Genomic DNA, 11,935 nt, shown 5'->3' with positions numbered 1-11,935 from the left:
CATAACATGATGGGATGGGAAGAAACTTTCTTCGGTTCAAAAGGAGGGTACGCTAGTGAAGGCTTTGGTCACCGGGGGAGCCGGATTTATTGGTTCCCATCTGGTGCGTGCGCTTGCCGATTCGGGCATCAGGGTGCATGTGCTGGATAATCTGACGACCGGGAATGTCGCAAATGTGGACCCGCGCGCGGTCATGCATATGGCGGATATCCGCAGCTCCGAGACCCGGACGCTGCTCATTCGGGAAAGCCCGGATATTGTGTTTCACTTGGCGGCACAGGCCGATGTCCAGCAATCCATCCATCGACCGTATGAGGACGCAGATGTGAATGTGATGGGGACGATTCATCTGTTGCAGGCTTGTCATGAAGCTGGTGTATCCAAGCTGATATTTGCGTCCACATTCGGCGTATACGGTGAACTGCAAAGGCAATGTATTCAGGAAGACGACCCCGTGGAGCCGATTTCGGGCTACGGGCTTTCCAAGCTGACCGCAGAATCGTATATCCGGCTTTTTCATCGGTTATATGGCATGAATTACACGATTTTGCGTTACGGGAATGTGTATGGTCCCGGTCAGGCCGCGAAGGGAGAGGGCGGTATAGTCGCTCTTTTTATGGATCGGCTGAAAAAAGGAAGCCCCTTGCTCATTCACGGCGACGGAACACAAACCCGCGATTTTGTGTACGTCAAGGATGTAGTCAGAGCCAATATGGCGGCTATACATGCAGCGGATCAACGTACAGTACATGTGAGTACGGGACGAACCACGTCCATCAATCGGCTGGCCTACGATTTGCTAAAGCTGCATGGCTCGTCCATTCGGCCCGTATATTCAGCTGCGCGGGCGGGAGACATTCACCATAGCTGTCTTAGCAACGCAGTCGCGAGACATTGGCTTCGGTGGGAACCCCTATATGGCATTTCAGCCGGATTGAAGGAGACGTATGTGAGCAGTATGGGTTTAGGCAAATAAGGCATGTAGCGGGAAAAGCGTGCGATTCAGGAAGGGGCTGGGGGCAGCCTCTTTTTTATGGATAGCCTGGCAGCTACTTATAGGAAAAAATGTCCTCACCTGATACAATGGTCAGCAGTAAGCCAACCAGTTTCACAAAGGGGAGTCTGACCTATGTTGAAAAAGTCTTTAAGAAAAATCGGCATCGCACTGATTACATATGCATTTTTGCTAAATGCAGGTCCTTTTTTCACCGTTGCTGCCGGAGCTTCGGACGGAACAACGGATATCAGTACAACGCAGAACTTGACCATTGAAAAGAAAAATAAATTGCCCAAGGGCTTCGTGTATCTGGATGAAGTGATTCCTGCGGCGCAATATGAAATCCGCTATCATAGTGAAAATAACTTTGTCGGCAGACGGATTGATGGATATAAGGGGCCTTTTGCGATCATGACCCATACCGGTGCAGCGGCTTTAAAAGGGGTCAGCGATGATCTGGAAGCCAGAGGATACCTGTTGAAAGTATACGATGCCTATCGTCCGCAAAAAGCCGTGAATCATTTTGTCAGATGGTCGCAGGATAGCGGTGATCTCAAAATGAAGCAGCAGTATTACCCGAAGCTGGATAAGCGCAATTTGTTCAAGCTGGGCTTCATCGCCAGGAAATCCGGCCATTCGCGGGGGAGCACTGTGGATTTGACGCTGGTGGACATCAAAACGGGGAAGAATGTGGATATGGGGAGTCCGTTTGATTTTTTCGGTGATATTTCCTACTACAACACGAAGCTGATCAGCAAGACACAGCAGGCGAACCGAAAAATTCTTAGGGATGCTATGGTGAAGCGTGGCTTCAAGCCTTACAGCAAGGAATGGTGGCACTTTACGCTGATGAAGGAGCCTTATGCTAAAACATACTTCAATTTTGATGTGGAATAGGAAATATGGGACGATTTAACTAAAAAGGATAGGCAGAAAGACATGTATAATATAAAATGATGTAAATACAAGTTGGATTATCCAAAGGAGCGTTGGCGGGTTGAACAGTCTGTTGTCACGTATGGTGTTGTTTTTTTCGGGCCTTATTGTAATCGGTGGAGCCATTCTGGGTTTTACCTTGTATCAATCTTCGAGCGAGCTGGTGGAAAACTCCATGGGCCAGCAGGCCAAAGCGGTGGCCGAAAGGGCCGCAGCCATGATTAATGTGGACAAATATACAGACATTAAACCCGTTGCAGGGGGAGAGAATGCTTATTTTAATGAGCTTCGTGATCAGCTTAACGAGCTGAAGGAAGCTAACGGCTTCAAGTATTTATACACGCTGGGGAAAGTGGAAGACGGAGGCCAAGCGAGCTATGTGTACATCGTTGACGGCGTGGCTGCTTCCACCGCCAAAGAGGACTATTCGCCGCTAGGCACTCCCGAAAACAATGCGTACCCGGGGATGCTGCATACCTTTGAAACGGGCGAGGCTTCCATAGGCGATCTGACAAAGGATGAATACGGAGCCACCGTCTCGGCTTATGTTCCGATTAAAGGCAAGGACGGCAGTATTACAGGAGTTGTCGGGGCAGATCTGGATGCTACAGAGGTATACAAATTAATGGAAGCATCCAGAAGAACGATGCTGATCGTAGCTGCGATTGTGCTAGTGGTATGTATTCTGTTGGTCTTTGCACTAGCCAAATATTTGACCCGTCCGTTATTAAGGTTGACCAAAGATGTTGCCAAGGTTGGTGAAGGCGATCTGACGGTTGTTATTGATACGAATCGTAAGGATGAAATTGGCCATCTGGCTTCGGCTTTTGGGGTCCTCGTAACGGATACAAGAATGGTAATTGAGGGCATTCGCAAAGGCTCGGACCAGATCCTGTCTTCATCCGGGGATGTGTACAATCATGCCCACGTTACAGCAGAAGCCAGTCGGGATATTTCCATACATATTAAAGAAGCTGCGGTGGGGGCAGAAACCCAGGTACTCCAGGCCATGGAGATGAATAAAGGCATGGAGGACATGACCTCCAGCATGCATCGCATTGCACAATCTGCTGCGATTGTAACGGACTTATCGCAGGAAACTACCGAGAATGCGCATCAGGGTAATGAAGCCATTGTCAGGGCTGTGGATCAAATGAAATCCATTGTAGACTCTACAGCGGCGATGGCTGCCGCCACCAAACAATTAGAGGAGCATTCCGTGGAAATCGGAGAGGTACTCTCCCTGATGACGGATATTGCCGGACAAACCAATCTGCTCGCGCTGAATGCAGCGATAGAAGCGGCTCGGGCCGGAGAGCATGGGCGTGGTTTTGCCGTGGTAGCCGAGCAGGTAAGGAAGCTGGCGACTCAATCCCAGTCGTCCTCGGCGGTTATCGCAGGCATCATCACCTCGGTTCAGCAACAGACTTCCGAGCTGTCCATACAGATGGAGGGAAGCGCCCTTGAAGCCAAGGTGGGAATGGACATTGTAAATGTGGCTGGACAATCCTTTGGCCATATTCATTCCGGTCTGGAGCGGATCACGACACAATTGCAGGAGGTATCGGCTGCCTCGGAGGAAATCACTTCTGTTTCTGAGGAAGTCGCAGCTTCTGTGGATCAGATGGAGGGGATTTCACGGCATGCAGCTGAACACTTCCACCTGATTGCAGAAGCCTCGGATGGGCAGCTAACCTCCATGGAAGGCGTCAGTCAATCGGCGGAGAGTCTGAAAGGGATGTCCGCTGAGCTGCGCCAGTTGATTGGACGGTTTAAGGTGACGGGATAATCAATGTCAATATGTATACCAATATACGGAAAGGCGGCAGCTTCCTGATGGGAGACTGCCGCCTTTTGCTATTCATCGAAAAATGTCTACATGTTCATTAGAATTCGCCAGCCAGCTTCAAGGCTTGATCCAGCACGGCGGCACCGTTTGCTCTACCGTAAGCAATCGTATCAATGACATCCACCGGGATGCCATAAGGAGCTGCAATTTCGGCAACCGGCTTTTTACGCATCCGTACTTGAGGACCAAGCAAAATAGCAATTACAGAATCTTTAACGCCTTCCAGCTCTTCCTTAATGGTACTTTCGGGGATGGCTTCGATGTTAAGCTCTATGGATCTGGCTGCCGCTTCTTTTTTCATCTTGGAAACCAGAATGGATGTGGACATACCCGCAGAGCATGCCAGAATAATTTTTTTCATATTTGAACGCCTCCAGAAATTGATTTTTAATTATTTATACTCTTCATCAAGATCAGCAACAAACGAGCGTTCTTTGATAGCAGATTGATACCAGTAGCCGGACTTCTTCAAATGCCGACTTCGATCATTCTCCAGGTTAATTTCCACCAGTCCATAGCGATTTTTAAAAGCATTCATAGGAGAAACGTTGTCTGTAAAGGCCCACAGCATATAACCTGTACAGTTCGAACCATCCTCTACAGCTTGTAACGTGTAGTATAAATGCTCAGTTATAAAGTCAATGCGATAGTCGTCCTGAATGATGTGCTCCTCATTTTTGAAGACAACTTCATTCTCAATACCCATACCATTTTCCGCGACAAACCACTCAATATTGTTATATTCGTTCTTGATACGCATTCCCATATCGTAAATGATCTTGGGATAAATCTCCCAGCCCCGTGACTTGTTCATTCTTTTACCCGGAAGATCAAAATGCTCATAGTAGTAAGAGGGATGGAAGGGAATATTTTCATTCCACGCTTTGCTCTGCGCCTTGACCCGGTGTGGATAATAGAGATTGATGCCGACGTAGTCCACAGTATGGTCCTTAATGACTGTCAATTCCTCCGTTGTAGCTTCAAACGCAATATCATGCTTGCTCATGAGATCGAACAATTCTTGCGGGTATTCGCCTTTAATAAGCGGGTCCAGAAATACTCGATTGTAAAATAAATCATATACATGTGCAGCATACTGGTCATGAGGAGCGCTGGATCGGGCATAGGTTACTTCAGGATTCAAAATAACACCTATTTTAGCCCCGTTCTGATTATAGTTTTTGGCTTTGAAAAGTTGTACGCATTTCGCAGTAGCCAGCGTTTTATTATAATTCCATTGCATCCACTTCCGCGTATTTTGTTCATAGGGATAGCGAAGGGCATCCAGATAGACACGAGTCTGTACAACAATGGGCTCATTAAATGTAAACCAGTGTTTTACCCGATCTCCGTATCGTTCAAAAACCTTTTCTGCATATTTCACAAACAGTTCCACCACATGCTTGGAAGACCAGCCCTCATATTTGTCCAGCAAATAAGCGGGCACCTCGTAGTGCTCCAGACAAATCATGGGCTCGACCCCACTGGCAATCAACTCGTCAATGACCCGGCTCATATAATCCGCATACGTTTCATCCACGACAACATTCTCATAATCCGTTAAGAAGCGGGACCAATTAATAGAAGTACGATAATGGGTCAGGCCAATCTGCTTCATCAGCGCAATATCCTCAGCGTAACGATTATAGAAGTCGGTTGCACCCGCAGGTCCATATCCATTGTGCCAGACATAGCGGTCATTTTTGTACCATTGGTCGAGAAATGAGTCCTGACCTTCCTTTTTACCGCTCCAGCCCTCTGTCTGCCAGGCGGAAGCCGCAGCACCTATGATGAAATTCGATGGAATTTGTATCGTATGTTTAGCCATTACATGCTTCTCCTTTTCGTACTGTAGATTCCCAAAGGCCCGTTAAGTAGGCCGCTCCCAATGCACGGTCATACAGTCCATAGCCGGGCTTTCCTTCCTCTCCCCAGATCATTCTCCCGTGGTCAGGTCTTACATACCCTTCAAACTGATGACGATGCAGGATATGAATCAGCTCCGCCATATCTATGCTACCCGATTCGGACAGATGCGCTGACTCTTCAAAATCACCGTTAGGATAACGTTTGACATTACGTAGATGAACAAAATGAATCCTTTTCTGCGCGGCGTATTTGTCTAGCATTCCGGGTAAATCATTGTCTGGTGAGCTGCCTAGCGAGCCACTGCAAAAGGTAATACCATTATGCACGGTGGGCTGAAGCTCCAGCAGACGGTCAAAATCTGCTTCCTTGCTAAGGATACGCGGCAGACCCAGAACAGGCCATGGCGGATCATCTGGATGGATCGCCATTTTCACGCCGACCTCTTCGGCTGTGGGAATCACTTCTGCCAGAAAATAAGCTAGATTCTCCCAGATTCCTTCGGCTCCCAGTTCTTTATACTGCTTCATTAAAGCAGGAAGCTTTTGCTTTGGATATGATAAATCCCAACCCGGAAGCGTAAAATCAGCAATGATCGGCTCAATCCTTTTCAGTTCTTCCCCTGAGAAAGCCAATGTCAACGATCCGTCGGGAAGAGGCTTGTCAATGACGGTACGAAACCAGTCAAAGGCAGGCATGAAATTGTAGCAGACGACTTTTACCCCGGCATCACCCAGCCTTCTCAGCGTTTCTTTATAATTGGCAATATAGTTGTCCCTGGTGGGGAGTCCCAGCTTGATCGCTTCATGTACCGGAACGCTTTCCACGACTTCAAATGTAAGTCCCGCTTCCTCGATTTGCTGCTTGAGAGCAGTGATACGGTCCCAAGGCCATACCTCTCCAGGCGGAACGGTATAAACCGCGCTTACAATTCCTTTGATATAAGGGACATGCCGGATGTAAGAGAGTGGAATGGAATCCTGCTCGCCATACCACCGAAAAGTCATTTTCACCATGATCAGCTTCTTCCTTTAAAGTTGGCGTTAACCTGAATCCAATAAGAATACGCTTTCAATTAGGGAATATACCTCCATAGTAGCGCATTATTCAGCCGTTCGCTTGTTGGCAATTTTGACGAACGGAAAATAGATGATAATCGCTACCACAATACAAATGATCTGGGTTACGACGGCGCCAATGCTTCCACCTGTAGACAGGTAGGCATTAATAATAGGCGGAGTAGTCCATGGAACCATGACGACGGCCTTACCTGCAAATCCAAGCAACGTCGAAAAGTAGCCAATCGTTCCTGTGATGAGCGGAGTAATAATGAAAGGGATAGCCATCAATGGATTCAACATAATCGGAAGTCCGAAAATGACAGGCTCGTTAATATTAAACAGGCCCGGTCCAAACGAAAGCTTGGTAATTTCCTTCATATCCTCGCGCTTGGAAGCGATCATAATACAGATCAATAGGGCTAGCGTAATCCCAGAACCACCGATACTCATGTATACGTCCCAGAAAGGCATCGTAATAATGTTCGGAATCGGCAGTCCTTGCTCATAAGCAGTCATATTGACGGTAATCGCTCCAAGAAGCAGGGGTTCACGAATCGGTTTTACCATTTGGTTCCCGTGAATGCCGATCACCCAGAAGATTTGCGCAACCAGCATCAGCACCAGTATACCCGGCAGTCCCTGCACCACGGTCTCCAGCGGTTTTTGCACCACATTATAGACGGCATCATACAGGTAGAGACCTGTAAATTTATGAAAGAAGAATCCAAGCATCGAGAAGACAGTCACCGTAATGATGGTTGGAATGAGTGCCGAGAAAGAAACAGCCACATTGCTGGGAACACTTTCAGGCATTTTAATTTTTAGCTTATCGGACTTGCCCAGCTTGTTGTACAGCTCAACGGATAGAATGCTTATGAAAATACCTAAAAACAAGCTCTTGGTATCCGTAAACTGGCGGGCTATGATATCCGTTACTTTCTGCATTTCCCCGTTAACCATCAACTCTATCGTGGTTGGCGTCACAGATATAAAGCAGATTACAGCGAGTAGTCCAGGGAAGAGGTTTTTCTCCCCGTTAATTTTTCCTAGCTCCAGACCAATCATGAAAATAGCCAGGATGGTAAGGATATTCAAGCTGGCATAGTTAATGCCTGAGAAAATCGGTTTGTACTCTGCCAGGAAGGAGAACGGCTTAAAATGGGCCAGACCATTGACCGGGTCCATCACCATATTGGAAATCAATACAGCAAAGGCCCCGACAATGATGACAGGCATTAATGTGATAAAGGCTGATTTGATCGCTATAATATATTTAAAATTGTTGATTGCATTTGCCACTGATGTGAGGCCGTCGATTAGCTTGTCTTTGATAGCCATGGGATAGCGCCCCTCCCTCTACGATTTGGGTACGAATTGATCAATGCGTTCATACAGGTCTACAAACTCTGAGGCCATATCGCGAATGGTGATAGCATTCATCAAATGATCTTGAGCATGTACCATCATGACCGACATCTCTGTTTTTTCACCTGCTGCTTCCTTATTAATGATTCTGGTTTGAATTTTGTGGGAGGACACCAGTTCTTTTTTAGCTGAGGCTAATTCTTCTTTGGCTTCCTGAAACCTTCCCGCCTTTGCAAGCTCAATCGCCTCCATGGCCGAGCTGCGTGCATTCCCAGCGTATAATATAATTTGGAATACAATTTCTGTATCATCCATGCCCTCCATACTCGCGTCATGCTCTGTAGTTTCATCATTATTCATGTTTGTTTATCTCCCTTCAAAAGCTGCCTTCTTTAGCATTATAAATTGGAATCGCTTTCAACATAACGCACATTATTTCCTCTTCTTAACGGAAATAAATCGTTCTTTCTATATGAAATCTCCATCACTACGCACAAAAAGGGAGAGACCCTGGCCTGTAGGCTTCAGATTTCTCCTGTCTTTACATACTTCTAAGTTCAGCTATTTATATGCAGCACTTCTACGAATTCCGTGTACGTTTTGCAGCGAATAAGCTGCTGGACGAGCTTTTCATTATTTAAAATTTCAAGCAAAATATGATACATACTCTGTAAATCTTCTGATTTGGTGCGCTGTATGCAGAGCATACAAACAAACTGTACCGGCTTGCCATCCCAATCAATAGCTTTTTGTAATGTACAGATGGCCCAAAACGTGGAATCAGCGAAAGGTTCCATCGGATGTGGGATCGCGACAAAATTTCCAAATGAAGTAGGGGAAACGGCTTCACGCTCTATCACAGATTCCAGCAGGGGGCCTTTCACAAGGTCGGCTTCGTGTATTTTTTTGGCTATAAATTCAAGCACCTGGAGTTTGTTATCAAACTTCTGCTGAAGAAAGACCAATTTTTTTCGTACATATTGTACAGCAGGAAGTCTTGCCTCTGAGATTGCTTGTTCAATTTTAGTGATATCGGAACCGCCCAAAAATGTATTCACATGTATCATGGGTACTGAAAGCGGTTCTGAAATGGGGATCGTGCTAATGACAAAGTCCACTGTATCCAACGGCATTTGTTTAAGCTTATAAAATTCAGTGGTTCCCACGATATCCAACCTGGAACCAAAGACCGATTGAAGCTTATAATACAGCAGCTTTGCGCTGCCCAGTCCAGAAGCACATACGATCATGCACCTTTTGGGTGCGCCCTCCATTTTCTTTCTTTCCATCGCGACTCCGATATGAATGGCTAAATACCCAATTTCATTTTCCTCGATGTGTATATGAAGTCGCTGCTTGATGACTTCGGCAGCAATGATACCTGCTTCAAAGGCAAGCGGGTAATTGGCTTTGATCTCATCCAGCATAGGATTCCGCAAATTCATTCCGTATTGATAACGGTTAATGACCGGTTTGAGGTGAAGACAAAAAGCAATCAGCAATTCCTGGTCGTTGTGAATGTTCATTTTCAACTGTTGATCAATTTGGTCTAGTATTTCAATCGTTAGCTCGTAGATATCTTTATCAATGATCTTTTTAATCTCTACTTCATTCAAATGGGCACTAACGACTGTCCTTACACCCAGCAGGTGTACAGCAATGTACGCAACTTCAACAAGTGGAAAGGAGTGCTTCATGTTTTGTTCCAAAGCAGATACGATCTCAGTCGCCACCATAAACTCTTTCTGCGCTTCAATTTTTGTCATCTCCTGCGGATAATACGAAACATACCTTTCTTCACGAATGCGCTTACATGCTATAGCAATATGAATGACCAGATTGTTCAAGGCAATATCCGACAACTGAATATCATTGAACTCAATGCGGTCCAGAATCACTTCTCTGATGTATTCCATCTCTTCGTTAGAAATCAGAGGAGGGTGGGACATCTGCTGCTCGCCTATTTCATCTGTTCTACTAAATATATAATCGGAAATGCAATAACGCAGCTTGGCCTCGTTACCTTTGACTCGAATACCATGATACGGTTTGTTCTCCAGGGATAGTCCGTAGGTTGCCAGTAGCTTGCGCAGTTCTTTGAGGTCATTCTGTAAAGTAGATCGACTAACATACAGGATCTCGGCTAAATCATCAAGTTTGATATATGAATGGGTGAGCAGCAGCTTTTTCATTAAAACACGATTTCTCGCTTCAGAAGAATTCGCTAATGGATAGGGCACATGATTTTCATAATCCTTTAATTGCTTCAGCAGATGATGAAATGCTTGTTCGTCATGAATCTCTAGCTTGTAGCCTGTTCCTTTAAGGGGTTTGACTGCTGCTCCATGCTTTGACAACAGCGCACCCAATTCCTTTAGATCCGTTCGTATGGTTCGAGAGGATACCTTCAATGCATTTGCCAAGTGTTCTCCGTTGACCATCTGTTCTGCAACCAATATACGAAGAATATCAAAAATACGCAAAACGAGCCTCCTTCCATAGCTGTTCTGATGAACAGTATACAACGGTTAAAGTAGATTGGTTATGTAAAAGTAAAAATTTGATGATACGATTGTATTGAAAAAGAAGCTCGACGCGGACAGTGGGTGTACTTTTCTCTGAACGTGGAGGAATAGGCAGGCCGCCTACACGGCGGCTTTATTCTAGAATCATATAACTTCTGCTCCACTTAAAATAATAGCTTACCCCACGCCCAGCGCATCCATCATTTGTCGGAAGGATTGCACATATTTATCCGGTGCTAACAGGTCGACGATCCTTGTCAGCCCCTTCTGGCGAATGGATTCTCGTTGGGACAGGTTGTTCATCAGATCCAGTCCCTCCAATACCGCCTGCAAGATATCTCCTTGCGCATAAAATTTACCCGTTACGTTGTGATCGATGAAGGCTCGCACCCCGTCAGAATCAGAGCTGAGCACGGGACAGCGGCAAGCCATGGCTTCAGCTACGGCGTATCCAAATCCCTCTACCAGTGAAGTGGACAACAGATACCCTCTCGAATCGCCAATCATGGAGTAATACAGAGGCATTTTAGCATGGGGCACGTTGTTGAAACGTTCTACAATGGAGGACAAGCCAAGCTGTGTAACCATGCTCTCGAATTGTGCCTTATCCTCTGGCTGCGAAAGTGTATTATCATAGAACATCCAGATGCGAAGATCCGGGCGGTTTTGCAGCATCCAGTAAGAGATATCAATAAAATGCCTCCAGTTTTTGTTCGGCTCCAGTCGCCCAACCCATGCAATGACCGGATTGATCGGAGGAGTGTTAGGTACATAATTAAATACGCTGGTATCCAGTACGTTTGGAAACACGTAACGCTTAAGCCACGGACACATGCTGGAAAATAGTTCGACCAGATGCGTAGTGGTGGGTAGCAGTACTGCATTGGCGTATCTTTGAAGAAACGGTGTGGCTTCGCCTACTACCAATGCAGCCTCCACATGCGGACCGAAGCCCTGTGATTCATAGATTAGCACACCCTGATACCCCAACATGCGCAGTTTTGCGAGCATTTGGTAATCCGACGAGACGACGATGGCATCGTAACGGTGAATGTGTATCAGACTAGAAATATCTCCCTCGGAAGAAGTCATAAACAAGGGAATATCTCCATGCAGGTTTTGCATCCCCGTACCTTGCTGATAGTAGAGAAGATGACATTCAATCCCATCCTGGCTAAGTGCCTTGCAGCGTTGGCGGTTCAAGGTTTCCACGCCGCCGCTGGGTATATAAAAGGTAAATAGAACTTTGATCTCAATAACCCCCTTCAGCCAATCGAAAGCTTCTTATATACCAAGGTATTCCAGCAAAAGGACAGGGTGTGGGTATCTATGGAAG

Annotated in this window: 10 protein-coding genes; 3 read left to right on the top strand and 7 right to left on the bottom strand. The window is 46.2% G+C overall.

Annotated features, from left to right (window positions below):
- Positions 1 to 55 precede the first annotated feature (55 nt).
- From C1I60_RS00810 to C1I60_RS00800, 3 genes are all read left to right on the top strand, one after another.
- The gene (locus tag C1I60_RS00810) at positions 56 to 976 is read left to right on the top strand and encodes an NAD-dependent epimerase/dehydratase family protein (protein ID WP_137060071.1); all 921 of its coding nucleotides are present in this window, start codon (positions 56 to 58) and stop codon (positions 974 to 976) included.
- Between the two features lie 153 nt (positions 977 to 1,129).
- Positions 1,130 to 1,894, top strand: coding sequence for a M15 family metallopeptidase (locus C1I60_RS00805; RefSeq protein ID WP_137060070.1), 765 nt, complete (start codon positions 1,130 to 1,132; stop codon positions 1,892 to 1,894).
- A gap of 100 nt (positions 1,895 to 1,994) precedes the next feature.
- Positions 1,995 to 3,722 carry a methyl-accepting chemotaxis protein gene (locus C1I60_RS00800; protein WP_137060069.1) on the top strand — a complete coding sequence of 576 codons (1,728 nt, stop codon included), beginning with the start codon at positions 1,995 to 1,997 and terminating at the stop codon, positions 3,720 to 3,722.
- A gap of 97 nt (positions 3,723 to 3,819) precedes the next feature.
- Here C1I60_RS00800 and C1I60_RS00795 read toward each other — a convergent pair whose 3' ends face one another.
- From C1I60_RS00795 to C1I60_RS00765, 7 genes are all read right to left on the bottom strand, one after another.
- Positions 3,820 to 4,143: a PTS sugar transporter subunit IIB gene (locus C1I60_RS00795; RefSeq protein ID WP_137060068.1), complete on the bottom strand. Its 324-nt coding sequence runs from the start codon at positions 4,141 to 4,143 to the stop codon at positions 3,820 to 3,822.
- A 30-nt stretch (positions 4,144 to 4,173) separates the two neighbouring features.
- A complete protein-coding gene (locus tag C1I60_RS00790) occupies positions 4,174 to 5,610 on the bottom strand; it encodes a glycoside hydrolase family 1 protein (protein WP_137060067.1) in 1,437 nt (478 codons plus the stop codon).
- Positions 5,603 to 6,661 (bottom strand): mannonate dehydratase, encoded by a 1,059-nt coding sequence (gene uxuA / locus C1I60_RS00785; protein ID WP_137060219.1) that lies wholly within the window; start codon positions 6,659 to 6,661, stop codon positions 5,603 to 5,605. Before uxuA ends, C1I60_RS00790 begins: the two co-directional genes overlap by 8 nt.
- A gap of 90 nt (positions 6,662 to 6,751) precedes the next feature.
- Positions 6,752 to 8,047 (bottom strand): PTS sugar transporter subunit IIC, encoded by a 1,296-nt coding sequence (locus tag C1I60_RS00780; protein WP_137060066.1) that lies wholly within the window; start codon positions 8,045 to 8,047, stop codon positions 6,752 to 6,754.
- An 18-nt stretch (positions 8,048 to 8,065) separates the two neighbouring features.
- Positions 8,066 to 8,434, bottom strand: a complete 369-nt coding sequence (locus tag C1I60_RS00775) for a PTS lactose/cellobiose transporter subunit IIA (RefSeq protein ID WP_137060065.1) — start codon at positions 8,432 to 8,434, stop codon at positions 8,066 to 8,068.
- A 197-nt stretch (positions 8,435 to 8,631) separates the two neighbouring features.
- Positions 8,632 to 10,557 (bottom strand): BglG family transcription antiterminator, encoded by a 1,926-nt coding sequence (locus C1I60_RS00770; protein ID WP_137060064.1) that lies wholly within the window; start codon positions 10,555 to 10,557, stop codon positions 8,632 to 8,634.
- Between the two features lie 219 nt (positions 10,558 to 10,776).
- Positions 10,777 to 11,811, bottom strand: coding sequence for a glycosyltransferase family 4 protein (locus C1I60_RS00765; protein WP_434784361.1), 1,035 nt, complete (start codon positions 11,809 to 11,811; stop codon positions 10,777 to 10,779).
- Positions 11,812 to 11,935 lie beyond the last annotated feature (124 nt).

The organism is Paenibacillus terrae (assembly GCF_005217525.1).
In the GTDB taxonomy this organism is placed as follows: domain Bacteria; phylum Bacillota; class Bacilli; order Paenibacillales; family Paenibacillaceae; genus Paenibacillus; species Paenibacillus terrae_C.
This window is presented reverse-complemented; position numbering and strand designations above follow the sequence as displayed.

Excerpts from the sequence above, each read along its gene's own strand:
- C1I60_RS00805 (WP_137060070.1), top strand. The coding sequence starts at position 1,130 with ATGTTGAAAAAGTCTTTAAGAAAAATCGGCATCGCACTGATTACATAT.
- C1I60_RS00795 (WP_137060068.1), bottom strand. The coding sequence starts at position 4,143 with ATGAAAAAAATTATTCTGGCATGCTCTGCGGGTATGTCCACATCCATT.
- C1I60_RS00790 (WP_137060067.1), bottom strand. The coding sequence starts at position 5,610 with ATGGCTAAACATACGATACAAATTCCATCGAATTTCATCATAGGTGCT.
- C1I60_RS00780 (WP_137060066.1), bottom strand. The coding sequence starts at position 8,047 with ATGGCTATCAAAGACAAGCTAATCGACGGCCTCACATCAGTGGCAAAT.
- C1I60_RS00775 (WP_137060065.1), bottom strand. The coding sequence starts at position 8,434 with ATGAATAATGATGAAACTACAGAGCATGACGCGAGTATGGAGGGCATG.